The sequence below is a fragment of the Metapseudomonas resinovorans DSM 21078 genome (genome assembly GCF_000423545.1).
GTDB classification, from domain to species: domain Bacteria; phylum Pseudomonadota; class Gammaproteobacteria; order Pseudomonadales; family Pseudomonadaceae; genus Metapseudomonas; species Metapseudomonas resinovorans.
Window position 1 is genome coordinate 134,782 of record NZ_AUIE01000015.1, and the last position, 23,895, is coordinate 158,676.

20 protein-coding genes and 1 tRNA gene are annotated in these 23,895 nt (G+C 63.6%); 12 read left to right on the forward strand and 9 right to left on the reverse strand.

Translation table 11 applies throughout. From position 1 onward, the window contains the following. Window positions 1-185: 185 nt before the first annotated feature. Complete coding sequence (locus tag G559_RS0114135) at window positions 186-2,243, reverse strand: TonB-dependent receptor (protein WP_028628845.1); 2,058 nt, start codon at window positions 2,241-2,243, stop codon at window positions 186-188. A gap of 292 nt (window positions 2,244-2,535) precedes the next feature. Between G559_RS0114135 and G559_RS0114140 the strand changes: the two genes are divergently transcribed. Continuing rightward, window positions 2,536-3,684 (forward strand): DUF1624 domain-containing protein, encoded by a 1,149-nt coding sequence (locus G559_RS0114140; protein WP_028628846.1) that lies wholly within the window; start codon window positions 2,536-2,538, stop codon window positions 3,682-3,684. Between the two features lie 322 nt (window positions 3,685-4,006). Here the strand turns inward: G559_RS0114140 and G559_RS0114145 are convergent. The 4 genes from G559_RS0114145 to G559_RS29890 form a co-directional block, all read right to left on the reverse strand. Next, window positions 4,007-4,080, reverse strand: a tRNA-Gly gene (locus tag G559_RS0114145). Between the two features lie 98 nt (window positions 4,081-4,178). After that, entirely contained in the window at window positions 4,179-5,060 is an 882-nt protein-coding gene (locus G559_RS0114150) for an alpha/beta fold hydrolase (protein ID WP_028628847.1), read from the reverse strand. 398 nt (window positions 5,061-5,458) lie between these two features. Continuing rightward, window positions 5,459-6,151, reverse strand: a complete 693-nt coding sequence (locus G559_RS0114155; protein WP_028628848.1) for a pseudouridine synthase — start codon at window positions 6,149-6,151, stop codon at window positions 5,459-5,461. Further along, on the reverse strand, window positions 6,151-6,363 hold the full coding sequence (locus G559_RS29890; protein ID WP_081668073.1) for a cysteine-rich CWC family protein: 213 nt from the start codon (window positions 6,361-6,363) through the stop codon (window positions 6,151-6,153). The genes G559_RS0114155 and G559_RS29890 overlap by 1 nt, the downstream gene beginning before the upstream one ends. A 263-nt stretch (window positions 6,364-6,626) precedes the next feature. On the opposite strand from G559_RS29890, the gene pcsA reads away from it, so the two are divergent. Beyond that, window positions 6,627-7,349, forward strand: coding sequence for a phosphatidylcholine synthase (gene pcsA / locus G559_RS0114160; protein ID WP_028628849.1), 723 nt, complete (start codon window positions 6,627-6,629; stop codon window positions 7,347-7,349). 203 nt (window positions 7,350-7,552) lie between these two features. After that, window positions 7,553-7,825 carry a cupin domain-containing protein gene (locus G559_RS30815; protein WP_211228798.1) on the forward strand — a complete coding sequence of 91 codons (273 nt, stop codon included), beginning with the start codon at window positions 7,553-7,555 and terminating at the stop codon, window positions 7,823-7,825. Here G559_RS30815 and G559_RS0114165 read toward each other — a convergent pair. The 4 genes from G559_RS0114165 to G559_RS0114180 all read right to left on the reverse strand — a co-directional run bounded on the left by G559_RS0114165 (window position 7,800) and on the right by G559_RS0114180 (window position 12,928). Then, window positions 7,800-9,062, reverse strand: coding sequence for an OprD family porin (locus G559_RS0114165; RefSeq protein ID WP_028628850.1), 1,263 nt, complete (start codon window positions 9,060-9,062; stop codon window positions 7,800-7,802). The genes G559_RS30815 and G559_RS0114165 overlap by 26 nt on opposite strands. Window positions 9,063-9,211: 149 nt before the next feature. Continuing rightward, window positions 9,212-10,861 (reverse strand): cation acetate symporter, encoded by a 1,650-nt coding sequence (locus G559_RS0114170; RefSeq protein WP_028628851.1) that lies wholly within the window; start codon window positions 10,859-10,861, stop codon window positions 9,212-9,214. Next, complete coding sequence (locus G559_RS0114175; protein WP_028628852.1) at window positions 10,858-11,187, reverse strand: DUF485 domain-containing protein; 330 nt, start codon at window positions 11,185-11,187, stop codon at window positions 10,858-10,860. The genes G559_RS0114170 and G559_RS0114175 overlap by 4 nt, the downstream gene beginning before the upstream one ends. A 118-nt stretch (window positions 11,188-11,305) precedes the next feature. Beyond that, window positions 11,306-12,928, reverse strand: coding sequence for an acyl-CoA synthetase (locus tag G559_RS0114180; protein ID WP_028628853.1), 1,623 nt, complete (start codon window positions 12,926-12,928; stop codon window positions 11,306-11,308). Window positions 12,929-13,251: 323 nt separating this feature from the next. Here G559_RS0114180 and G559_RS28990 point away from each other — a divergent pair, with 323 nt between their 5' ends. The 9 genes from G559_RS28990 (at window position 13,252) to G559_RS0114225 (ending at window position 23,893) form a co-directional block, all read left to right on the forward strand. Continuing rightward, window positions 13,252-15,504 (forward strand): PAS domain-containing sensor histidine kinase, encoded by a 2,253-nt coding sequence (locus G559_RS28990; RefSeq protein ID WP_028628854.1) that lies wholly within the window; start codon window positions 13,252-13,254, stop codon window positions 15,502-15,504. Window positions 15,505-15,529: 25 nt separating this feature from the next. Next, window positions 15,530-16,165, forward strand: a complete 636-nt coding sequence (locus G559_RS0114190) for a response regulator transcription factor (protein WP_028628855.1) — start codon at window positions 15,530-15,532, stop codon at window positions 16,163-16,165. A gap of 543 nt (window positions 16,166-16,708) precedes the next feature. Continuing rightward, window positions 16,709-18,073 (forward strand): glutamine synthetase family protein, encoded by a 1,365-nt coding sequence (locus G559_RS0114195; RefSeq protein WP_028628856.1) that lies wholly within the window; start codon window positions 16,709-16,711, stop codon window positions 18,071-18,073. Between the two features lie 110 nt (window positions 18,074-18,183). Further along, complete coding sequence (locus tag G559_RS0114200) at window positions 18,184-19,497, forward strand: NAD(P)/FAD-dependent oxidoreductase (protein WP_028628857.1); 1,314 nt, start codon at window positions 18,184-18,186, stop codon at window positions 19,495-19,497. Window positions 19,498-19,905: 408 nt separating this feature from the next. Then, window positions 19,906-20,757 (forward strand): ABC transporter ATP-binding protein, encoded by an 852-nt coding sequence (locus G559_RS0114205; protein WP_028628858.1) that lies wholly within the window; start codon window positions 19,906-19,908, stop codon window positions 20,755-20,757. A gap of 37 nt (window positions 20,758-20,794) precedes the next feature. Then, complete coding sequence (locus G559_RS0114210; RefSeq protein ID WP_028628859.1) at window positions 20,795-21,790, forward strand: ABC transporter substrate-binding protein; 996 nt, start codon at window positions 20,795-20,797, stop codon at window positions 21,788-21,790. Window positions 21,791-21,799: 9 nt separating this feature from the next. Beyond that, window positions 21,800-22,576, forward strand: a complete 777-nt coding sequence (locus G559_RS0114215; protein ID WP_028628860.1) for an ABC transporter permease — start codon at window positions 21,800-21,802, stop codon at window positions 22,574-22,576. Between the two features lie 5 nt (window positions 22,577-22,581). Next, the gene (locus G559_RS0114220) at window positions 22,582-23,343 is read left to right on the forward strand and encodes an SDR family oxidoreductase (RefSeq protein WP_028628861.1); all 762 of its coding nucleotides are present in this window, start codon (window positions 22,582-22,584) and stop codon (window positions 23,341-23,343) included. Between the two features lie 13 nt (window positions 23,344-23,356). Beyond that, window positions 23,357-23,893 carry a cupin domain-containing protein gene (locus G559_RS0114225; RefSeq protein ID WP_028628862.1) on the forward strand — a complete coding sequence of 179 codons (537 nt, stop codon included), beginning with the start codon at window positions 23,357-23,359 and terminating at the stop codon, window positions 23,891-23,893. Window positions 23,894-23,895 lie beyond the last annotated feature (2 nt).

The following is a 23,895-nucleotide window of genomic DNA, read 5'->3' on the forward strand; positions in this document are numbered from 1 at the left end:
CCCCTTTCTCTCTAACCAAGCACGACCGGCGCCCGCTCCAGCAAACGCGCGCATTCATTCAGCGGCAGCCACGCCTTCCCGTCCACCAATAACGCAGCGATGGCTACGCCCTGGTGGCCGGTGGAAACCTGCGTGGCACTCCCACACCGGTGGGCTGGGGGGGACGGGTCGACAGCGCCTTCCGTTTACAGCTTCAGGTTAAGGGACAGGTAGACGGTTCGTCCCGGCGCGGGCGAGAACATGGGTTGGTCATCGCCGCCCCAGAAGAAGTTGTCGTACCAGACGTACTCGTACTCCCGGTCGGTGAGGTTCTTCACTTGGACATCCACGCGAGCGGTGGGGGAGAGCGTGTACCTTACGTTGGCGTCCAGCAGCGCGTATCCGCCGTATTTGCCCTGCTGGTTCAGCTCGTCGATGTAGTAGTCGCCCTGGGCCCGGGCCTGGAGACCGACGCGCCAGTCGTGGTTGAGCTGGTAGTCCGTGCCGAGGTTGCTGATGTAGCGCGGCGTGGAGAACACCTCCTTGCCTGCCAGCGACGCACCGCTGGCGGTGTAGGCGCTGACCACTTTGGCTTCCTGGATGGCGTGGGAGGCCCAGACGGACCACTGGTCAGTGATGTTCGACGTGATTTGCAGGTCGATGCCGCGCCGACGGGTCTCGCCCAGGCCTACGGTGGTGCCGGTGCTGGGCATGTTCGCCACTTCGTCGGTGGCGTCCTGCTGCCACACGGCGATGCGCGCTTCGGTGCCATTCACCGGGCTGAACTTGATGCCCACTTCCTTGCCGGTGTTGATCGAGGGGTCGAAGCTGGCTTGCCCGGCGGTCATGTACGCCGGCGCGCTGGAGCCTGTGAGGATCTGGAAGGTTCGGCCCCAGTTGGCGTAGAGGTTGATGTTCGGTGTCAGGCTGTAGACCACGCTGAGTTTGGGTTGCTGGATCGAGCCGTAGTCCTGCAGGTCGGCTTCGGTGCCGTCGGGCAACTCGGTCTCGCCGTAGAAGCGATCGACACGGTAGGCCGGAATGATCTTCAGCGACTCGATCGGCTGGATCACCGCCTGCACGTAGGCACCGAAGTTATCGAGGGTGTAGGCGTCGTCGTTCTGGACGCGTGCGGGAGTCGTGTCGAAGTTGGTCGGTACGCTGTAGTTGTAGCGGTAGCGGCGGTACTCGTTGTCCTGATGCTCGACGTTCAGGCCTCCTTCCAGGGTCAGCCAGTCGCGGGTCGCCCAGGTCATGCTGCTCAGCATACCGGTCTGTTGCTCATCCCACTGGCGGCGCTGGCGCGGTGCATTGCCGACCGGGTAGCTGGTGAAGGTCACCTTCCGGTCGTCTTCGTAGCTGTTGTAGTAGAGCTTGTTGCTCAGGCTCAGGTCGTCGCGCATCTGCCAGTCGAGGTGCACCGCCACCTGTTTCATGTCGCGGTCGTCACCGTCGTTGGCATTCTTCGGGTCGGAATCGGTGCGGCTGGCCTTGAGTTCTTCGCGGGTCAGGAAGCCCGGCTCTTCGGCCTGGTGGTGGTAGAGGCGAGTGACCAGGCCCAGTTTCAGCAGGCTGGCATCGTCGGTGTAGAACCATTTGCCGCTGAGGGAGTATTTGTTCGACTGGTCATGGTCCCGATAGCCGTCGGAGTCCTGCTTGGCGAGGAAGTAGTTCTGCGCGAAGTTCTCTGACTCGTGGCCCACTGCCAGTTGCACTTCCTGGGTGTTGAAGCTGCCGTAGGTCAGCCGGCTGTCCGTGTAGTTGCCGCCCTGGCGGGTCACGAAGTTGATGTTGCCGCCGATGTTGTGCAGGCCGTAGCGAGGATCGTTGGTGCCGCGCACCACCTCGATGTAGTCGATGTCGAGCGGGAACACCATATCAATGAAGCGCTGGTTGCCGCTGTTGACGTTACTCGGCACGCCGTCGATCAGCGTCTTGATGCCGTTGATGTAACCCTCGCCATTGAAGGCGCGGAAGGTGGCCTTGCCGGATTCGGCGCCCTGGCGGGTTTCCGTGAGCTGGATGCCGGGCATCTGGCCCAGCAGCTCCCAGCTGTTCATCACGTTCTTGTCTTCCACCTTGTCGCTGCCGAGGACATCGACCGAGGTCAGCACGCTGCTGCCGCCTGCTTGCAGCGATTGGCCAGCGCTACCGTCCACATGGATCTCACCGAGGGTGATGGTGGATTCGCCACTCTGCGCAGCTTGGCTGACCGCGCTGGCAAGCGCCGCCAATACCGCCAGGGGAACGAGTTCGTGCTTCATCGTGTTTCCTTGAAGGTTTGTCAGGGTGATCTGGGGAGTTCTGCAAAGCGGCTGGAGCGGACTGGATTGCCTAGGCGGAGCCGTCGAGGCCGGCTGGTGCAGTAGTTACGCGCCGGCCCACGTCGAACATCGGGGGATGAAGTGATTGGCCTGGTTTCATGGGGTGCTGACGGAAGCAATCTTTCTGGAGATGGCGACCGCCGCCCCGGGCTCGTTTGTATGCCCATGACACTGGTGGTCGGGAGATATAGTACGTAATAATATTACATAAATCTTGTGGCAGTTGATTCAGATGACAGCGATACCTTCCTCCCGGCTCCACTCCATCGATGCCCTTCGTGGGCTGGTGATCCTCTTCATGCTTCTCGACCACGTCCGCGAGACGTTCTACCTGCACATGCAGGTGAGCGACCCGATGGACGTGAGCCAGACCGAACCCGCGCTGTTTTTCAGCCGCACCCTGGCGCACCTGTGCGCACCGATCTTTGTCTTCCTCACCGGCCTGTCGGCATTCCTCTATGGGGAAAAGCACGAGGGCCGGACAGCAGTCTCACGCTTTCTGTTCAAGCGAGGCCTGTTTCTGGTGGCGCTGGAAATCACCCTGGTGAACTTCGCCTGGACCTTCCAGTTGCCGCCCAGCGTCATCTATCTGCAAGTGATCTGGGCCATCGGTCTGAGCATGCTGGCGCTCTCGATACTGGTCTGGCTGCCACGCGCTGTGCTGGCCGCCCTCGGGCTGTTGCTGGTGGCGGGGCACAACCTGCTTGATGGTGTGCACGTCATGCCGGGCGACTGGGCGTATATCCCCTGGTCGATACTGCATGACCGCGGCTGGATCGAGGTCGGTGATTCGCTGCGCCTGCGCACTTCCTACCCGTTGCTGCCGTGGATCGGTGTGATCGCTCTGGGCTATGCCGCAGGGCCCTGGTTCGGTCGTACCACGGACTCCGCGCAGCGTCGGCGCAACCTGCTGCTCTGCGCCGCCACCGCGCTGGGCACTTTCGTGGTACTGCGGCTGTGCAATAGCTACGGCGACAAGCCCTGGACCAGCGGCGAGACGGCACTGCAGACGCTGATGAGCTTCTTGAACATCACCAAATACCCGCCGTCGCTGCTGTTCCTCGCCCTGACACTGGGCATCGGACTCTTGCTGCTGGTGTTTTTCGAGCGTCGCGGGCAGGTCAACCTGGCACGCCTGCTGGCGGTGTTCGGCGCGGCACCGATGTTCTTCTACCTGCTGCACCTGTATGTTTTGAAGCTGCTGTACCTGTCCAGCATGGCGATCTGGGGGCCGAACCACGGGCAGTATTTCGGCTTCGACTCAGTGCTGCCGGTGTGGCTGTGCTCGCTGCTGTTGGTCGTCGCGCTCTACCTGCCCGTTCGCTGGTTCGCCCGGCTCAAGGCGCGTCGCCGTGACATTGCCTGGCTGAAATACTTCTGAGCCTGAAGTGTTCGACCGGCGAATGCATCGTCGCGGCGGCCGCAACAGCAGTGCGCGTAACTCTGCCTAACGAGCGATGAGCGCAAAACACTCAAGCAGATTGTTGAGCGGTGGAGGTAATCGCCATGAGCAAATTCTTTGACGGCTTGCTGGAAAGTGTGTCCAGCAGATGGACGAAATTCACCGTGGGGAACGAAAGCCTTGCGATCCTGAGCACGTCATCCAGGCGAGCCTGTGGCTGGCAGATTTCGACACTTTATCGACACCACCAGCGCCCAGAAACGAAAAAACCCCAAAAATCAGGGGCTTAGTCAGGGGATTTTGGAGCGGGCGAAGGGAATCGAACCCTCGTCATGAGCTTGGGAAGCTCAGGTAATGCCATTATACGACGCCCGCGAAGGGTGCTCTTTTTACCAGAAGAGGCGGGCGAGGTGAAGCCCGGGGCAGTCACAAGTTACTGAAAGATACTTGCACCTGCCCGGGCGGCCGCGCGTTCAAACGGCAACTGCCTGGTAGTCGGCGACCTGCGGGCGAGCCATGCCCTTGGTGGCCGGAGTCTTGAGGAAGCCCAGCATGGCTTGCTGGGTCTGCAGCCAGGCGGCCTTGGTTTCGACGTCGACGAAGTGTCCGGCGTTGTCGATGACTTCGAACTGGCAATCACGCACGTGCTTGGCGAAGTGGCGGGCGTCCTCGGCCGAGGTGTATTCGTCGCGGTCGCCGTTGATGAACAGCAGCGGGATGTCGACGTTGGCCAGGCAATCCACGTAGCAGCGCGAATCCATGTTCAGGACCTGGCACACGTGGTGGTGCATCTGCAGGTATTCGTGATCGTCGAGGCTGCTGCAGTGCTTGTGGTTGAAGCGCTGGTACAGGCTCGGCAGGTATTTGCCGATGGTGTTGTTCACCAGATGGCCGACGTTGTCGCGGTCGATGGCGGAGAGGTAGTCCATGCCGCGGGTGAGGTAGTCCATCATCGGTGCGTTGAGGATGGGCGAGAAGGAGGTGACGACGGCCTTCTTGATTCGCGCCGGGCATTGGGCCAGGGCGAGCAGGGCGGAGACGCTGCCCCAGGAGAAGGACATCAGGTAGTCCACCCGGAAGTGCTCGATCAGGTGAAGGAGAATGTCGGCCTCGGTCTCCTTGCCGATGAAGCGGGTGTTGTCGTTATGCGGCTTGGACTGGCCGGCATAGGGCTCGTCGAAGAGCACCACGTTGAAGTGCGGTTGCAGGTATTTCACTGTCTGCGCAAACGAGGCGGTCGTCGACAAGGAGCCGTTGACCAGGATGATGGTCTCCTTGGCTTCTGGGTTGCCGTAGAACTCCGTGTGAACCTTGTACTGGCTGTGAATCTCGACGATGGCAGTTTCCGGCCTCATGTCGTTTCCTCCTGGCGCAGATGGGTCGTGCGAGCCCTCTAAACGGCTTGGCTCGCGCTTAAGTCTTGGCAGTAGGAAAGCGCCTTTCGATGACAATCGGATGTCAGGCGTAGATTTTTAAAATTCTTTATTTATCAAGCGGATAGGTCGAAAAAAGACGGCGGGCTCCAGCGCTTTGAAGGGCGCCAGAGGGGTCTTCTAACCAGGCAGGGAACCTACGAGTGCAGAGCACAAGGGACCGCAGGGAACGCTTAGATGGTCGGTGTGACTCTTTGGTCACGCTTCGACCTTGTGTCCGATTTAAGCAGGGCATCATGTCACTCGCAAGCTCATTGAAAGGAAAAATTCTTGCAGTTCGTCGGGTTATTCGATCCCGATGTGACTCGGAGATGATCTAGCTAAAAGCAGGCCACTTCTGCATCGGTGAGTGACCGGTAGTCGCCTGGCTGCATCTGAGGGTCCAGTTTCAGCGGCCCGATGCTTTCGCGGTGCAGGCGCACGACGCGGTTCTGGAAGTGCCCGAACATGCGCTTGACCTGGTGGTAGCGGCCCTCGTGGAGGGTCAGGCGGGCGGCGCGGGTGTCGAGGATGTCCAGCTGGGCGGGGAGGGTTGTCAGGTCCTCGAAGGCGAAATAGAGCCCTCGGGCGAAGGTATCGATGTATTCGGCGCCGATGGGCTGCTCGGTTTCCACGTAGTAGACCTTGGGCTGCTTGCTGCCGGGCAGCGTGAGGCGGCGCGACCAGTGCCCGTCGTTGGTGATCAGCAGCAGGCCGGTGGTGGTGAGGTCCAGGCGTCCACCCAGGTGCAGCTCGTGCTTGTCAGGCTCGTCGAGCAGGTCGAGCACGGTGGGATGCTCCGGGTGCTCGGTGGCGCTGACGTGGCCGGAAGGCTTGTAGAGCATGAAGTAGCGCGCTGGCTTGCCGGCCTGGAGCAGCCGCTCGTCCAGCTCGATTCGGTTGAACTCGCGGACCTCGAAGCGGCCATCGGCGACCGCCTGTCCATCCACCCTTACCCGACCAGCGGCTAGCAGGAGGCGCGCGTCGAGGCGGTTGAATTCAGAAAGATTGCTCAAAAATCGATCAAGGCGCATCAGCTTGGTGCATCGGGTGGCAGCGACTGTGCGCAATGGGGGCAGAGGCAGGCGCGGTCAATGTCCTGCGGCGGGATGCGCTCGAGCGCGACGGGGTCGATCTTTGCCGTGAAGCACCAGCAGTCCTGACCCGCACGCGCAGGATCGGCCTGGGTGCACTGATTGCTCTGGCCGCAGAGTGGGCAGCGGGTCGGGTCGGACGGGGCGCTCATGAAGGGAGTTCACGGTGGAAAGGGCGCAAGGGTGCAGCCTTGCGCGCTGGGCTGCAAGTGCATGCCGATGGGTGCCGTTTCCCGATGATCGCGCGGTGGCGGACGTTGCCGTCTGGCTCGGATGGCCTAGGCTCGAATAAGCAAGGTAAAGATGTCTGAAAACGACATGGCCGGATTCACAAATGTCTGAAGGCCTTTGAGAAGCTGACGCATAATCGCGGTCTATCGATTCTGTCGCCCACTATTTAGAGCAGAGCTGCCTCGTGTCCACCAACATTAGTGTCGTCAATAAAGCCAAGGCCTGGTCCGCTCACGGTGTCACGGCCACCGGTGTCGTGCTGGCCCTGATGGCCATCCTTGCCCTGTTCGACAACCAGCCCCGTGACTGCCTGCTGTGGCTGGGGGCTGCGTTGCTGGTAGACGGCCTCGATGGCACCCTCGCCCGACGCGTGCAGACCAGCACCATGCTGCCGAACTTCGACGGTTCGACCCTGGACCTGGTGATCGACTACCTCACCTATGTGTTCATCCCCGCGATCTTCATCTACCGCTACATCGACCTGCCCGAGCATACGGCGCTGGTGGCGGTGAGCCTGATCCTGGTGTCGTCGCTGTTCTGCTTCTGCAACCTGAACATGAAGAGCAGCGACAACTATTTCGTCGGCTTCCCCGCAGCCTGGAACGTGGTGGCGCTGTACATCTGGATCATCGATCCGCTGCCCGTGGTCAGCCTGTTGCTGATCTGCTTCCTTGCGGCCCTGACGCTGACCAAATTGAAGTTCCTGCACCCGTTCCGCGTGCGCAAGCTGATGCCGCTGAACATCGTGGTCACCTTCGTGTGGATGATCAGCAGCATGTTCCTGATCCTTCAGCATCCCTTCTATAAGTCGCTGGTGCTGGGCATCTGGTGGCTGTCCTCGGCCTACTTCGTGGGCATCTGCCTGTGGCGCAGCCTGCTGGACTGGACCCACAAGCTGAAGGCTTGATCGCTGGTCCTTGTGGGCGAATTCGTTCGTGGTCGCCCCGTGCCGATTTCCTTGTAAGGGCGAATGAATTCGCCCTTACAGTCGCAGCCTTCCCTCGGTCGTTTCAGCGGATTGGCCACCCCGTGATCACGCCCGTTGGCCGTAGGTCGCAAGCCCCGCCGGCATTGGTTTTGAGGTATCCCTTCCCCCACGAGGATGCCTTGATGACTCCACGCCTGGACTATTGCGCAGCCTCTCCCGATAGCCCTTCGGGGTCGGTGTTCGCCTACGTGACCGAGGGCGAGGTGATCTCTCAGCTCAAGGGGCAGGCGCCCAAGCGCTACAAAGCCGGGCGTATCTGGCGATTCGGGGAAATGCCCAACACCGATCCCGGACTCCATCCGGGCTACGCGCTGCCTCGCCCGGATCGGGCGTCGCTGGGTATCTCCCCAATTCGGAGCTGGGCCCGTGCTACCAAAGCGGCAGCGTGTAGCTGAGGATCAGGCGGTTCTCGTCGAGGTCGCTGCCGAAGTTGGTGGAGCGCACGGTCGCGTTGCGCCACTTCAGCCCGAGGTTCTTCAGCGGCCCGCTCTGCACCACGTAGGCGATGTCGGTGTCGCGCTCCCATTCCTTGCCCTTTTCGCGGCCGGCACCTAGCTCGACGTCGTCGCCCGAGAGGTAGCGGGTCATGAAGGTCAGGCCGGGAATTCCGACGGCGGCGAAGTTGTAGTCGTAGCGCGCTTGCCAGGAGCGCTCTTCGCGGTTGGCGAAGTCGCTGATCTGCACGAAGTTCACCAGGTAAGCGTCGCTGCCGTTGACGTAGGCGAAGCCGGTGTCGCCACTCATGCTCTGGTAGCCGAGGCCAAAGGCGTGGCCGCCGAGGGCGTAGGTGAACATGGCGCCGAAGGCCTTGTTGTCGACGTTGCTGGAGCCTTCGTCGGTGGAGCGGGCGAAGCGCAGGTCGCTCTTCAGTGTCTGGCCTTCGCCCAGCGGCAGCAGGTGGTTCAGCGTCAGCATGTGTTGGCGGTAGAAGTCTTCCAGGCGGCCGAAGCCATAGCCGGTGCTGAGGGTGTCGTTCCACTTGTAGCTGAGGTTGGCGAAGTCGAAGGCGTCGCTGGTGGCCTGGCGGGCGCGGACGTTCTTCACCCCGACGGTGGTGATGCTCATGTCCTCGTAGTCGGAGGAGTCGCGCTGGTTGACCTGGCGCAGGTGTCCGGCATCGAAGGTCAGACCGTCGATCTCCAGGGAGTTGAGCTGGCCGCCTTCGAAGGTCTGCGGCAACAGACGCGAGTCGTTGGCGAGCAGCACGGGGACTTTGGGCATCAGCGTGCCGAGCTTGAGGGTGCTTTTCGAGGCGCGCAGCTTGGCGGTCAGGCCCAGTTCGCCGTATTCGTCCTGGGCGCGCTTGGGCGCTTCGCGGTCGCGCTTGAGCAGGCCGGAACCGGCACGGTCGGGGCTGGAGTCCAGCTTTACGCCGAGCAGGCCGATGGCGTCCAGGCCGACGCCAATCTGGCCTCCGGTGAAGCCCGATTCATAACGCAGCAGGAAGCCCTGGGCCCATTCCTCGGCCTTGGCCTGGGGCGCGGCGTGTTGGCGGAAGTCGCGGTTGAAGTAGAAGTTGCGCAGTTCCAGGCTGGCCTTGCCGTCCTTGACGAAGTCCGCCAGGGCGGGCGCGGACATGCCGAGGGCGCCGCCGGCCAGCAACAGGCCGGTGGTGAGGGTGTTGCGATGCATGGTGAGTCCTCTTGTTTTTGTTGTCGGGGTACAGCGGGAATAAAAAGGGCGCGGCCCAAAGGAGCCGAGACCGCGCCACGGCTCAACAGGCGGGATCGTTCAGCCAGGTCGAAGCGGGGAGGGCACGGCGGCAAGCCGTGCCCCATCGGTCAATGGCTGCTGGCCGCTGCCGCCCCCAGGCCGGTCTGGGCACGTACGAACTGGTCGTCGTAGGCGGCGCGTTCGCGGTTGGCGCGGGCGCTGCGGTCGAGGTTGGAGACGACGACTATCACCAGGAAGGCCAGCGGCATGGAGAACAGCGCCGGGTGGTCGTAGGGGAAGATCGCCTTGGCGTGACCCAGCACGGTCACCCACACCGCCGGGGAGAGGATCACCAGTACCAGTGCGGACGCCAGACCGATGAAACCGCCCCAGAGCGCGCCACGGGTGGTCAGGCCCCTCCAGTACATGGCCATGATCAGTACCGGGAAGTTCGCCGAGGCGGCCACGCCGAAGGTCAGACCCACCAGGAAGGCGATGTTCATCTGCTCGAACAGCAGGCCCAGGCCGATGGCCACCAGGCCGAGGCAAACGGTGGCGATGCGGCTGACGCGCATCTCGTCGCGCTCGCTGGCGCGGCCTTTTTTCAGCACGGTGGCGTAGAGGTCGTGGGAGATGGCCGAGGCACCGGCCAGGGCGAGGCCCGCGACCACGGCGAGGATGGTGGCGAAGGCCACGGCGGAGAGGAAGCCGAGGAACAGGTTGCCACCCACCGCCTGGGCCAGGTGCATGGCGACCATGTTGCCGCCGCCTACCAGGGTGCCGCCCAGCTTGCCGTCGACGAAGTACTGCGGGTCGGTGCCGACGATGACGATGGCGGTGTAGCCGAGTACGCAGACCACCAGGAAGAAGAAGCCGATGAAGCCGGTGGCGAACAGCACCGAGCGGCGTGCTTCACGGGCGTTGGGCACGGTGAAGAAGCGCATCAGGATATGCGGCAGGCCGGCGATGCCGAACACCAGGCCAAGGGACAACGACACGGCGTTGATCGGGTCTGCCAGCATGGAGCCGGGGCCCATGATGCCGTTGCCGATGGCGTGGGCTTCCACGGCGCGGCCGGCGAGGTTCTCGAAGCTGAAGCCGAACTCGCTCATGGCCATCAGCACCAGGGTGGTACCGCCGGCCAGCAGCAGCACGGCCTTGACGATCTGTACCCAGGTGGTGGCGATCATGCCGCCGAAAATCACGTAGACCAGCATCAGCAGGCCAACCACCACTACGGCCATCTGGTAGTCGAGGCCGAACAGCAATTTGATCAGTTGGCCGGCGCCGACCATCTGCACGATCAGGTAGCAGCACACCACGGTCAGCGAGCCGATGGCGGCGAAGCTGCGCACGCGGGTCTGGTCCAGGCGGTAGGAGACGATATCGGCGAAGGTGTAGCGACCCAGGTTGCGCAGGCGCTCAGCCATCAGGAAGGTGATGACCGGCCAGCCGACGAAGAAGCCGATGATGTAGACGAAACCGTCGTAGCCCTTGGTGAACACCAGGCTCGTGAGGCCCAGCAGGGTGGCTGCCGACATGTAGTCGCCAGCGATGGCCAGGCCGTTCTGGAAGCCGGAGATACCGCCACCGGCGGTGTAGAAGTCGGCGGTGGAGCGGGTGCGCCGGGCGGCCCACCAGGTGATCGCCAGGGTGCCAAGGACGAACACGAAGAACATGCCGATAGCGTTGAGGTTGAGCGCCTGCTTCTCCGCCACCAGGGGCGCGGCGAAGCTGGTCAGGGGCGCCAGGGCGAGCAGGCTGAGCAGGGCTTTCATGCCTGGGCCTCCTTGATGATTTCCGCGCTGAGGCTGTCGAAGCGGGTGTTGGCGCTGCGCACGTACCAGGCGGTCAGCAACCAGGAAAGGGCGATGATGGCGGCGCCCACCGGGATGCCGCGGCTGAGGTTGCTGCCGTCGTAGAGTGGCTGGTGCAGCCAGCCGGGCACGAAGGCCACCAGCATGATGAACAGGTAGTAAACCCCTAGCACGATGGCGCTGAGGGACCAGGCGAGTACGGCTCTCTGGCGTGCCAGGTTCTGGAACTTGGGGTTGGACCGGATACGGTCGAAGCTTTGGGTGAGGGCTGGGTTATGGGTACTCATGACGGCTCCGCTTGTTGTTGTTGTCGATGCCTGTTGCCAGTCGCCGCAGCTTTTTCGGGCATGCAGCGGCCTGTCCCGGCAGCCGTGGGGCTGCCGGCCTGTTTGCTCAATCCGGTTCCTAGAGGTTCTTCGCCATGTCGCGCAGGACGTATTTCTGGATCTTGCCGGTGGAGGTCTTCGGCAATTGGGTGAAGACCACTGTCTTGGGTACCTTGAAGCCCGCCAGGTGCTCGCGGCAGAAGGCGATGATCTCCGCCTCGCGGGTCTCCTGCTGGTCGGCCTTGAGGGTGATGAAGGCGCAGGGGGTTTCACCCCACTTCTCGTCGGGCCGTGCCACCACGGCCGCTTCCAGTACCGCCGGATGGCGATAGAGCACGCCCTCAAGCTCGATGGTGGAAATGTTCTCGCCGCCGGAGATGATGATGTCCTTCAGCCGATCGCGGATTTCCACGTAGCCGTCCGGGTGCCACACGGCCAGGTCGCCGGTGTGGAACCAGCCGCCCTCGAAGGCTTCGCTGGTGGCACTGGGGTTCTTCAGGTAGCCCTTCATCACGGTGTTGCCGCGCATGAAAATCTCGCCGATGGTCTGGCCGTCCAGGGGGACCGGTTCCAGGGTCTTCGGGTCCGCCACCATGACCCCTTCAAGGGTGGGGTAGCGCACGCCCTGGCGGGATTTGATGCGGGCGCGTTCTTCCAGGGGCAGTTCGTCCCATTCGTCATGCCAGGCGCACACGGTAACCGGGCCATAGACCTCGGTCAGGCCGTAGACGTGGGTGACGCGGATGCCCATCTCTTCCACTGCGCCGATCACCTTGGCCGGCGGTGCCGCGCCCGCGACCATCGCGTTTACCGGGTGGTCGATGGCGGCCTTGGCTGATTCGGGCATGTTCACCAGGGCGTTGAGCACGATGGGTGCGCCGCACAGGTGGCTGACCTGGTGTTCGCGGATCAGGGTGAGGATCTTCTGCGGGTCTACCCGGCGCAGGAACACATGCACGCCGGCCAGGGCCGTGACCGTCCAGGGATAGCACCAGCCGTTGCAGTGGAACATCGGCAGGGTCCAGAGGTAGACCGGGTGGTTACCCATGTTCCAGGTCATCTGGTTGCCGAGGGCGTTCAGGTAGGCACCGCGATGGTGATAGACCACGCCCTTGGGATTGCCGGTGGTGCCGGAGGTGTAGTTCAGGGAAATGGCCTGCCACTCGTCCGCCGGCCACTGCCAGGCGAAGTCCGGGTCGCCTTCGGCCAGCAGCGCTTCGTAGTCGAGGTCGCTCACCGCCTGGCCTTCGCCGTACTCCGGGTCGTCGACGTCGATCACCAGTGGCGGGTGGTCGAGCATGCCGATGGCGGCGTGGATCACCTCATGGAACTCACGGTCGGTGATCAGCACCCTGGCTTCGCCATGCTGCAGCATGAAGGCGATGGCTTCGGCATCGAGACGCACGTTCAGGGGGTTCAGCACGGCGCCGATCATGGGCACGCCGAAGTGCGCCTCCAGCATCTGCGGAATGTTCGGCAGCATCACTGCCACCGTGTCCCCCTTACCGATGCCACGACCGGCCAGGGCCGAGGCCAGGCGCCGGCAGCGCGCGTAAGTTTCGGCCCAGTTGCGGCGGATGGAACCGTGGATGACGGCGGGGTAGTGGGGATAAACGGCGGCAGTGCGCTCGATGAAGCTGAGGGGTGAGAGGGCGATGTGGTTGACGGCGGCGGGGGCGAGGCCCTGATCGTAGATCGACATGCTGGATACCCGGCGGCTGATTATTAGCTCTTCTTTACCGGCTCATCTGGGAGTGGCCGGTAGATTTCTGGGGTGATTTATATACCAATACCGGATACGTATGGAAGTAGTTCTAGAGTCGTATAGTAAAACTACTATATTCTGATGATGTAGGAGCGAGCTGGCTCGCGAATGCCCCGGGGCGCGAGGTCAGGCCCTGATCCACATGGGGCGGTCAATTCGCCAGCCAGCTGGCTCCTACAGGGACGTGGCGCACCTCCGCGAACATTCCGGCCCCTCGTTAGCCACGCTATCCTTGCCCACCCCCAGCCGCTGGACTCGCCATGACCCAGACTCCGGTTCGACTTCACACCTGGCTGCGCCTGCAGCGCGAGGGCGTTTCCCTGGCCGCCCGCGTCGATGCCCTGTGCCGGGCGCTGCGGGGTTGTCCCGAGGTGCGCCAGGCCTACTACCTGAGCTGGCTGCCCGGTGCGCGCATCTACAGCCATGAAGGCAGCGGCCAGCAGCTACCGCCGGGGCAGGGCGACCCGCTGCAGGCCAGCGACGAAGTTCTTGCCGCACGCCTGGAAGAAGTGGGTCGGCTGGGGTTGGACCAGTTGCGTCAGCTCGACTGTTGGCTGGCCGGGCGCTTGCGTCGCGCCGCCATCAGCCATGGCCAGGCCTTTGACCTCGCGCTGGAAAGCGGGCAACAGGGGCTGCTGCTGGTGGAGGTGCGGGAGGGGGTGAGCCTGGATTGGCTGGGCTGGGTCCATGAACTGCTCACGACCCTGCTCGGCAGCGTCAATGGCTTGCTGCGTGCGTCGCCACTGCTCGGTCATGATCCGCAGCCGAGCCTGCTGGTGGATGCCGAGGCCCGGCCGTTGGAGTTGAATGCCGCGCTGCTGGCGATGCTCGGGGAAATGCCCCTGGTCGAGGTGCTGCGCTTCCTGCCGGTGAACCACGCCTCGCTGGTGCGCGCCTGCCTCGCCCAGACACGCGCCATCGAAGGGGTGGAGGCTCAGTGTGGCGAGCGCATGCTGATCTGGACCTATATCCCCGACCCACAGGAACGGCGCGTGCTGGCGCGTTGCCGTGAGGCGACCGCGCAGATTCTCACCGAGCGTGAGGCGGCGCGAGCAAGGCGGCTGTACCGGTTGATCACCGAGAACACCACCGACCTGATTTCCCGCCACACACCTGAAGGCCGCTTTCTCGATGCTTCACCGGCCTCCTGGACGTTGCTCGGCTATTGGCCGGAAGAACTGCGCGGACAACTCGCCCAGTGCCTGTTCCATCCCCAGGAACTCGCCCAACTGGTGCAGCGCGCGCGCGACGCGCTGGAGCAGGACGGCTACCACACCATGACCTACCGCATCCGTCATCGCGCGGGGCATTACCTCTGGTTCGAAACCGCCAGCCGTGCCATCCGCGAGACGTACACCGGAGCCGTGGTGGAGGTGGTGAGCGTGTCCCGCGATATCACTGCGCGGGTGCAGGCCGAGGAGAACAAGCGGCGTTTGGCCGAGGTGGTGGAAGCCAATACCGACCCGGTGCTTTTCGTCGATCCGGACGGGCACATCACCTACCTCAATCCGGCGGCACGTCGTGCTCTTGGCCTGGGAGGCAAGCAGCCCATGCCGGCGCTGGCCGAGGTCATTGCCGCCGACGACCTGGCGCGCCTGCACCGCGAGGGCTGGAGCATCGCCGATCGCAAGGGCGTGTGGAGCCTCGATTCGCGGCTGCTGCCACCGGGCGGCGGTGCCTCGGTGCCGGTGTCCATGGTGTTGCTGGCCCATTCCAGTGCGGGTGGCGAACGCTACTACTCGCTGGTCGCCCGCGACATGACCGAGCGCGAACTGCGCGAGGCCCAGCAACGCCGACACCAGGACGAACTGGCACACACCGCGCGCCTGGTGACGCTGGGCGAGCTGGCCTCCGGCATCGCCCACGAGATCAACCAGCCCCTGGCGGCGGTGGTCAACTACGCCAGCGCCAGCCAGCGCTACCTGCAGTCGCTGGGCTCCAACCCGAAGGCGGCAGAGCGAGTGGCCCAAGGCCTGGAACGCATCACTGAACACGCCAACCACGCCTCGGAAGTGATCAAGCGGTTGCGTGCCTTCCTGCGCAAGGGCCAGCGCAAGATGCAGGCGCTGGACCTGGCGGAAGTCGCCCACGAGGCGGTGCGCCTCTGCGCCTGGGAAGCCAGCGCCAGTCAGGTGGCGATCGAGGAGCAATTACCGGACAATCTGCCGCCGGTCTACGCCGACCGCGTGCTGCTGGAGCAGGTGCTGCTCAACCTGCTGCGCAACGCCATCGACGCCAACCGCGAGGCCCATCCCGGCCAGGGTTCGGTGATTCGCCTGGCCGCGCATGCGGGCGACGGCCACCTGGCCATCGAAGTTCGTGACCAGGGGCCCGGCCTCGATGACGAGGCGCTGTCGCGTATCTTCACCCCGTTTTACACCAGCAAGCCGGACGGCCTGGGCCTGGGGTTGTCGATGAGCCGCAGCATCGTCGAAGGGTTCGGGGGTTCCCTCGACGGGATGCCGGGTGAGGAGGGCGGGTTGCTGATGCGCTGCCGCCTGCCCCTGCAATAACAAGAACTGGAAAGGAGAGGGATTGATGTCCAACGCTGGCGAACAGGTGGTCTACGTGGTGGATGACGACCAGGGCATGCTCGACTCCACCGTCTGGTTACTGGAGTCGGTGGGCCTCAAGGCGCTGCCGTTTACCAGTGGCCGGGCCTTCCTCGATGCCTGCGATGCCAGCCTGGACGCCTGTGTCTTGCTGGATGTGCGCATGCCCGGCATGGGTGGCCTCAATGTGCAGGAAGAAATGCGCAGCCGCGGCCTCGACCTGCCGATCATCTTCGTCAGCGGCCATGCTGACGTGCCCATCGTCGTGCGCGCCTTCAAGGCCGGCGCCCGCGACTTCATCGAGAAGCCCTACAACGAACAGTTGCTGCTGGACAGCGTGCAGCAGGCCCTCGGCAGCTGCGACCCGCGCCGCACCGGCAGCGGCGGCCAGGGCCAGTTGCAGGAGCGCCTCGACAGCCTCACGCCCCGCGAGCGCGATGTGCTGTTGCCGCTGGTGCAGGGGTACACCAATCGCGAGATCGCCGAGCAGCTGGATATCAGCGTGAAGACGGTCGACCTCTACCGCGCCCGGGTGATGAAGCGTATGCAGGCCGAGCGCCTGCCGGACCTGGTGGGCATGGCGGTGGTGGCGGGGCTGGTGGATCCGCTGAAGCTGCGCTAGGCAGAACCTGTGTGCCGTAGGGTGGACCACGCTTCACCGGTCCACCATTCGAAGCCCGGCATGGCGCCGCGGGTGGATCGTACGGGGCTATGGCGTTGCCATGGAATCCCCCTCAGGCAGGGTTAATGTTTAGTCATTGATTAACCAAAGATAGGAAAACCTGAATTTTATTGACCCTTGGCGCCGTGCGAGCCTGCGACCCATTCCAATAACACGATGCTTCCTCATGGGTTGTCCGGCTCCGCACACATCGCCGCTCCGCGCTCTGACCCTCGGTCAGGTCCGCGCCGCCCGCCGTGCCCCTGGAGTCGCTCCCTCGGTCCTGTTCTCCCGCAAGTGGGCCGTCAATCTCCTGATCTCCCTGCCGCTCGACCTTGCCTTCTGGGCGCTCTGGCATTGCCGCCACGCGCGTCCACCGGATGGCGCACTCGCCTGACTCAAGGTCGCCAGCGTCGCGGCCAACCTCACCCAGAACGAGAAAGTCGTCCCTTGATCCAAGCGACAAGGGCAGAGTGCGTGCCCACGGGCACTAAAGAGAGCGCCATGAATTTTGCCAGCGTGCAGGAAGCCCGGGATTTCCTCGAGCAGAACCCGGATATCGATGCCTTCGAACTTTTCATTCTCGACGCCAATGGCGTGCCGCGCGGCAAGCTGCTGCACCGCGACGAGCTGCTGGCGGTGTACGAAACCGGCCGTCCGCTGCCGAGCACCATCCTCGGCCTGACCCTGCACGGCGAAGATGTGGAGAATTCCGGCCTGGTCTGGGAAGTGGGCGACATCGACTGCCGCGCTTACCCGCTGGCGGGCAGCCTGGTGCGTCTGCCGTGGCGCAAGATGCCCACCGCCGCCGTGCAGGTCTGCATGCATCCGCAGGAGGGCATGCCCGCGGCCATCGCTGATCCGCGCCAGGTGCTGGTGGAAGTGATCGATCGTCTCAAGGGCGACGGTTTCCATCCGGTGATGGCCTGCGAACTGGAGTTCTATCTGCTGGACCAGAAGCGCGATGCTGACGGTCGCCCGCAGCCGGCGGTGGATGCCGATGGCCACCGCCCGCGCGGTACCCAGGTATACGGCTTGCGTGAGCTGGAACAGATCGAACCCTTCCTGGCCGACCTCTACGCCGCCTGCAAGGCCCAGGGCATTCCGGCGCGCACCGCGATCTCCGAGTACGCCCCTGGCCAGGTGGAAATCACCCTGGAACACGGCGATGCCCTGGAGGCCATGGATCAGGCCGTGCGCTACAAGCGCCTGGTCAAGGGCGTGGCCCATGCCCATGGCATGCAGGCCTGCTTCATGGCCAAGCCTTTCTCCGAGATTGCCGGCACCGGCATGCACATGCACGTGAGCCTGGCCGATGCCGAAGGGCGCAACCTCTTCGCCAGCGAAGACCCTGCCGGCACCCCGCTGTTGCGCCAGTCGGTGGGCGGCATGCTCAAGAGCCTGCTGGATTCGCTGCTGCTGTTCTGCCCCAACGCCAACTCCTATCGCCGCTTCCAGGCCAACAGCTATGCACCGCTGGCGCCGACCTGGGGTGTGGATAACCGCACCGTGAGCCTGCGCGTTCCCGGTGGCCCGGCCAACAGCCGGCATATCGAACACCGCATCTGCGGCGCCGACGCCAACCCCTATCTGGCGGCGGCCGCCATCCTCGCCGGTATCCACCGCGGCATCCGCGAGAACCTCGATCCGGGTAACCCGGTGGAGGGCAATGGCTACGCCCAGGCCAAGGAGCTGCTGCCCACCGACTGGCTCACCTCGCTGCGCGCCCTGGAGCAATCCAGCTGGGCCCGCGATGCCTTCGGTACCGCCTTCCTCGGCGTCTACCTGGCGGTGAAACGCGCCGAATACCGCCAGTTCATGTCCGAGGTCGGCGAGCAGGACTGGCGCTGGTACCTGAACCAGGCTTGAACCGGATATCACGTATCGATCCGAGGCCGTTCCTGTAGGGGCGAATTCATTCGCCAAGCAGGCCAAAAGCCCGCCCTGACGGCCCCGGACATTTTTCCAAAGGATCTACCATGACCGCTGCAATCAAACACCCGCTGCCTGCCGCCGAGCGCGCGCCTTCCTATTACTCCGCAAGCCTCAACGAGGAGACGGCCTATCCCACCCTCGAAGGGGAGGTGAACGTTGACGTCGCCATTATCGGCGGTGGCTTCACCGGGGTTGCCACCGCAGTGGAGATGGCCGAACGCGGCTACAAGGTGGCGCTGGTGGAAACCCACAAGATCGGCTGGGGCGCCACGGGCCGCAACGGCGGCCAGGTCACCGGCAGCCTGTCGGGCGACGGGGCCATGCGTAAACAGATGAGCGGCTTTCTCGGCAAGGACGTGGACGACTTCATCTGGTACCTGCGCTGGCGCGGCCACGAGATCATCAAGAACCGCGTGGCCAAGTACGGCATTCAGTGCGACCTCAAGCACGGCCACTTGCACGCGGCGATGAAACCTTCGCACATGGCCGAGCTGAAGGCCTCCTACGAAGAAGCGGTGCGCCGTGGCATGGGGGACGATGTCACCCTGCTGGACGCCGCCGGTGTGCGCGAGCACCTGGATTCCGACCTCTATGTCGGCGCCATCAAGAACACCCGCAACATGCACCTGCACCCGCTGAACCTGTGCATTGGCGAGGCCAAGGCCGCCGCCAGTCTGGGTGCGCTGATCTTCGAGCACTCCGAGGTGCAGGACATCATCCACGGCGATCGCCCGGCGGTGATCACCAGCCGTGGCCGGATCAATGCCCAGCAGGTGCTGCTGGCCGGCGACGTCTACCACAAGCTGGAGCGCAAGAAGCTCAAGGGCATGATCTTCCCGGCCATGGGCGGCATCGTCACCACCAAACCCCTGGGCGACCTGGCGAAAGCGCTCAACCCGCAGGACCTGGCCGTCTACGACTGCCGCTTCGTGCTCGATTACTACCGCATGACCGGCGATGGCCGTCTGCTGTTCGGCGGTGGTGCCAACTATTCAGGGCGCGACTCCCGTGACATCGAGGCGGAGCTGCGGCCCTGCATCGAGCGCACCTTCCCGAAACTCAAAGGCGTGGAGATCGACTTCAAGTGGAGCTGCGCCATGGGCATCGTGATCAACCGCATCCCGCAGCTCGGCAAACTGTCGAAAAACGTCTGGTACTGCCAGGGTTACTCCGGCCACGGCGTGGCGACTACCCACATCATGGGCGAGGTCATGGCCAATGCCATGAGCGGCAGCCTGGAGAAGTTCGACACCTTCGCCCAGTGCCAGCACATCCGCGTGCCGCTGAGCGAGCGCCTGGGCAACCACATGCTGGCGGTGGGCATGTGGTACTACCAGATGCTGGAGAAGCTGCGCTGATCGATTTGTTGTGCGTCCTTATAAAGCCGGCCTCGCGCCGGCTTCTTTTTGTCCGCTGTTCGCGGGTGACGCTTTCTCATGTGATGATCGATCTGTTTCACAAGTGAAACGTCGTTTTATGTGTAGAACAGCAACGCCTGTTACCAAATGGAGCATGCCTGCTCCGAAGTTGTGCACCTGGGACCCAGTTCCGTAGGACTCACCTGAAGGTGCTCTCGACTCTTCCCATGTCGTTGGTCAGCAATTTCCGTTGGATCTGTCTGATTGTAATCGTAACTAATTGATTAATAAGGTTTAACCCTCGAAACAAGGAGGCTTCTGCAAGCACCTATTTCCTGGCACGTCTCATGCACGTTTTATAAATAAAACAATGTTTCGTATATGAAACAAGTGTGAGGCCAGAAATAGATGAGAGCCACCTCGTTGAGTATCTACACCCCAGAACAACCGCAGGGCGCATCCAAGGCAAACGACGCCCGCGTCGAGATCGAGTTCCGGGGTGTCACCAAACGCTTCCCGGTCAAGGGCCAGGCTGAACCCACGGTTGCCGTACAGAACCTTAACTTCAGCATTCGCAGCGGTGAGATCGTGTCCATCATCGGCCCGTCGGGCTGTGGCAAGAGCACCCTGCTGAACATGGGGTCTGGCCTCTATACCCCGACCGAGGGTGAGGTGTATGTCGGCGGCGAGCGTGTGACCGGTCCGGTGCGCAGAGTCTCGTTCATGCTGCAGAAGGATCTGCTGATGCCCTGGCGCAGCATTCGCCGCAATATCGAACTGGGGCTGGAAATCGAGGGTCGTCCGGCAGCCGAGCGACGCGCCATCGCCGAAGAAATGCTGCATAAGTGCCACCTGACCGGTTTCGGCGACCACTATCCCTTCCAGCTTTCCGGTGGCATGCGCCAGCGTGCCGCCTTGGCCCGGACCCTGGCTACCGACCCGCAGGTGCTGTTCCTCGACGAGCCGTTCTCGGCCCTCGACGCCCAGACCAAGATGATCCTCCAGCAGGATCTGGCGCAGATGCTTTTCGAGCAGAAGAAGACGGCTCTGTTCATCACTCACGACCTGATCGAAGCCATCGCGTTGTCCGACCGCATCCTCGTCATGAGCGCCCGTCCGGGCAACATCATCGAGGAAATCGAAGTGAGCCTGCCGCTGCGCAACAACCCGCTAGAACGCCGCAAGCTCCAGGAAATCGGCCCTCTGGCCGGGCGCCTGATGACCTTGCTGAAAGTCGGTGAAGACGCCGAGCTGCACTGACCCGCCACCTGACCTGAATCCCCAACAGGAGCTGCAGATGTTCAAGTCCCTGATCAACGCCTCGCTGTTTTCCCTTGCCTTGGCTGCCGGTGTGTCTGCGCAAGCCGCGCCCAAGGAAATCACCTACCTGCTGCCGGCGCCGCCGAACTCGCCTGCCTTCGCCCCCTGGATCATCGCCCAGCACAAGGGCTACTACGGCCAGCAGGATCTGAATGTCACCTTCGTCGCCGGCAAGGGCGGGGTGGATGTGGCCAAGCAGATTGGCGCCGGTAACGCTTTGGTGGGCGGCGCCATCGGCGACACCCCGATCATCGTCCGCGCCAACGGCGTGCCGGTGAAGGCGGTAGCGGTGCTGGGTGCCAGCGGCGTGACCATGATCGCTACCGACGAGAAGGCCGGCATCAACAGCGTGAAGGATCTCAAGGGCAAGACCCTGACCGTGATGTCCTACTCCGACACCACCTACTACGCACTGCTGGCATCCATGCGCAAGGCCGGGCTGGACAAGTCCGATGTGGAAGTCCAGGCGGCTGGCCCGTCGGGTGTCTGGCAGCTGTTCTCCGCCGGCAAGTCCCAGGCCATGGCCGGTGTGCCGGACTGGGTGGTGAACGCCGAGGACGCCGGACTCAAGGTCAAGCTGATGCCGGGCAGGGAAGTGTTCGAAAGCATGGCCCAGGCGATCCTCGCTTCCGAAGAGGCCATCGAGAAACAACCTGATGTGGTGGCGGGCGTGGTCAAGGCCACCCTCATGGGGATGCAGGACATCATCGCCGACCCGAAGGCCGCGGCTGCCACCTTCGCCGAGGCGGTGCCCAGCTACAAGGGCAAGGAGGCCAGCCTGGAGAGGGTCCTGCGCCTCTACGTCGAGCACGTCTACGCCAATCAGCACCCCCTGGGCCGCATCGACTCCGAACGCCTGGACAAGGTCCGCAAGTTCTACGTCAGCGAAGGCATCGTCAGCCGCGAAACCCCGCTGGATGAGCTCTATACCAACCGCTTCGTCGAGACCGACGGCGTGGCCGCCAAGCAATAAGGTGACCTGATGAACAGCCTGAACAAACCCATGCTCGGCAGTATTGCGCTGCTGGTCCTGTTTCTCGCCGGCTGGCAGTGGGGCCCCGGCCTGCTGGGCATGCCCGAGTTCGTCCTGCCCAAGCTGAGCCGCGTGGCGGAGGAGGGCGTGGCCATGTGGCGCAACGCCGACCTGCTGGAGCACACCGCGATCACCACCCTGGAGATCATCATCGGCTTCGGCCTGGGTGCCCTCCTGGGCGTGGCCATCGGCGTCGCCCTGGGCTTGTCGCCTACCACCGAGGCCATGCTCTCGCCCTACATCCTGGCGCTGCAGATCGCGCCGAAGGTGGCCTTCGCGCCGCTGTTCGTGATGTGGCTCGGTTATACGGTCTACCCGAAGATCCTCATTGCCGTGCTGATCGTGTTTTTCCCGGTGATGATCAACGTGCTCTCGGCCATCCGCACTGTCGACCCGGACATGATCAACCTGGTGCGCGCCATGAGTGCCAGCCGTTGGCAGATATTCCGCCTGGTGGAGTTCCCCTCGGCCATGGCCGCGCTGTTCTCCGGCCTGCGCATCGCCTCCACCCTGGCGGTGATCGGCGTCACCGTGGGTGAGCTGGTCGGCGGCAACAAGGGCCTCGGCTTCCTGCTGGTGGACTCCGAAGGTCAAGGCAATACCGCGGGCGTATTCGTCGCCATCGTCATGCTCACCCTGATTGGCGTGCTGGCCTATAGCGCGGTGGTCTGGGCCGAGAAGCGCGTCCTGCACTACCTGCCCAAAGCCAACCTGAGCACGGTGTGAATGCCATGAGCCTGAACTCGCTACTGCAAGGTCGCCGCGTGATGATCACCGGCGGCGCCCGTGGTCTGGGTTACGCCTTCGCCGAGGCTGCGGCCCGAGCCGGTGCCCGGGTGGTGATCGCCGACATCCTGGAAGACCGCGTGCAAGCCTCTGCCAACGAACTCGCCGCACTGGGCCTGGACGTCAGCGGCCTGTCCCTGGACCTGGCCGACCCGGCCTCCATCGAGCGTTGCGTGAGTGCAACCGTCGACCTGCTCGGCGGACTCGATGGCCTGGTCAACAACGCGTCGATCACCAACTCCGGCGGCAAGAGCTGCGAGGAGCTGGAGATCGCGATGTTCGACCGTGTGCTGCAGGTCAACGTGCGCGGCACTTGGTTGATGACTCGCGCCTGCCTGCCGGCATTGCGTCAGTCCGGCCAGGGCGCCGTGGTCAACCTGGCCTCCGACACGCCGTTGTGGGGCGCGCCCAACCTGCTGGCCTACACCGCCAGCAAGGGGGCGGTGATCGCCATGACCCGCAGCCTGGCCCGCGAACTGGGTGGCGATGGCATTACTGTGAATGCCATCGCGCCCGGTCTGGTGGAGGTCGAGGCCACCCAGTATGTGCCCGCCGCCCGTCACCAGCTGTACCTGGACCAGCGCGCCCTCAAGCGCTCCCAGGTCCCGGACGACGTTTGTGGCGCGGTGCTCTTCGCCCTTTCCGACCTTTCCCGCTTCATCACTGGACAAACCCTGCCGGTCAACGGCGGGTTCGTCATGCCCTGATCCGGAGGAATCCATGACCGATCTGAACCAGAACCAGAACGCCCCCAAATCCTGGGACCGCCCCGAAGGCGCCAGTTTCGAGGAGTGGTGCAACACCCGTATCGCCCGTTACTCCACGCGCAAGTACGACTGGAACGCACTGAAGTTCCAGGCCGACTACGACCCCAAGTTCCGCCGTGCGCAGATGCGTTACATCGGTACGGGCGGCACCGGTGTGGCCAGTGACATGAACACTATCCCGTCAGAGCACTTCACCTTTTCCACCATGGTGATCCCCGCCGGTCACGAAGGCCCGCCGCACCTGCACATCGACGTCGAAGAGGTGTTCTTCGTCCTGCGCGGGAAGCTCAAGGTGGTCCTGGAAAAAGACGGCGAGCGCTTCGAAACCATCCTCACCGACCGCGATGTCATTTCCGTGCCGCCAGGCGTGTACCGCGAGGAAATCAACATCGGCGACGAAGACGCGCTGATGTGCGTAATGCTCGGCGCGAAGAAGCCCATCACCCCGACCTATCCGCCGGAGCACCCTCTGGCGAGCATCAAGCGCTGAGG

Excerpts from the sequence above, each read along its gene's own strand:
- G559_RS0114135 (WP_028628845.1), bottom strand. The coding sequence starts at position 2,243 with ATGAAGCACGAACTCGTTCCCCTGGCGGTATTGGCGGCGCTTGCCAGC.
- G559_RS0114140 (WP_028628846.1), top strand. The coding sequence starts at position 2,536 with ATGACAGCGATACCTTCCTCCCGGCTCCACTCCATCGATGCCCTTCGT.
- G559_RS0114150 (WP_028628847.1), bottom strand. The coding sequence starts at position 5,060 with ATGAGGCCGGAAACTGCCATCGTCGAGATTCACAGCCAGTACAAGGTT.
- G559_RS0114155 (WP_028628848.1), bottom strand. The coding sequence starts at position 6,151 with ATGCGCCTTGATCGATTTTTGAGCAATCTTTCTGAATTCAACCGCCTC.
- G559_RS29890 (WP_081668073.1), bottom strand. The coding sequence starts at position 6,363 with ATGAGCGCCCCGTCCGACCCGACCCGCTGCCCACTCTGCGGCCAGAGC.
- G559_RS30815 (WP_211228798.1), top strand. The coding sequence starts at position 7,553 with ATGACTCCACGCCTGGACTATTGCGCAGCCTCTCCCGATAGCCCTTCG.
- G559_RS0114165 (WP_028628850.1), bottom strand. The coding sequence starts at position 9,062 with ATGCATCGCAACACCCTCACCACCGGCCTGTTGCTGGCCGGCGGCGCC.
- G559_RS0114170 (WP_028628851.1), bottom strand. The coding sequence starts at position 10,861 with ATGAAAGCCCTGCTCAGCCTGCTCGCCCTGGCGCCCCTGACCAGCTTC.
- G559_RS0114175 (WP_028628852.1), bottom strand. The coding sequence starts at position 11,187 with ATGAGTACCCATAACCCAGCCCTCACCCAAAGCTTCGACCGTATCCGG.
- G559_RS0114180 (WP_028628853.1), bottom strand. The coding sequence starts at position 12,928 with ATGTCGATCTACGATCAGGGCCTCGCCCCCGCCGCCGTCAACCACATC.
- G559_RS28990 (WP_028628854.1), top strand. The coding sequence starts at position 13,252 with ATGACCCAGACTCCGGTTCGACTTCACACCTGGCTGCGCCTGCAGCGC.
- G559_RS0114190 (WP_028628855.1), top strand. The coding sequence starts at position 15,530 with ATGTCCAACGCTGGCGAACAGGTGGTCTACGTGGTGGATGACGACCAG.
- G559_RS0114195 (WP_028628856.1), top strand. The coding sequence starts at position 16,709 with ATGAATTTTGCCAGCGTGCAGGAAGCCCGGGATTTCCTCGAGCAGAAC.
- G559_RS0114200 (WP_028628857.1), top strand. The coding sequence starts at position 18,184 with ATGACCGCTGCAATCAAACACCCGCTGCCTGCCGCCGAGCGCGCGCCT.
- G559_RS0114205 (WP_028628858.1), top strand. The coding sequence starts at position 19,906 with ATGAGAGCCACCTCGTTGAGTATCTACACCCCAGAACAACCGCAGGGC.
- G559_RS0114210 (WP_028628859.1), top strand. The coding sequence starts at position 20,795 with ATGTTCAAGTCCCTGATCAACGCCTCGCTGTTTTCCCTTGCCTTGGCT.
- G559_RS0114215 (WP_028628860.1), top strand. The coding sequence starts at position 21,800 with ATGAACAGCCTGAACAAACCCATGCTCGGCAGTATTGCGCTGCTGGTC.
- G559_RS0114220 (WP_028628861.1), top strand. The coding sequence starts at position 22,582 with ATGAGCCTGAACTCGCTACTGCAAGGTCGCCGCGTGATGATCACCGGC.
- G559_RS0114225 (WP_028628862.1), top strand. The coding sequence starts at position 23,357 with ATGACCGATCTGAACCAGAACCAGAACGCCCCCAAATCCTGGGACCGC.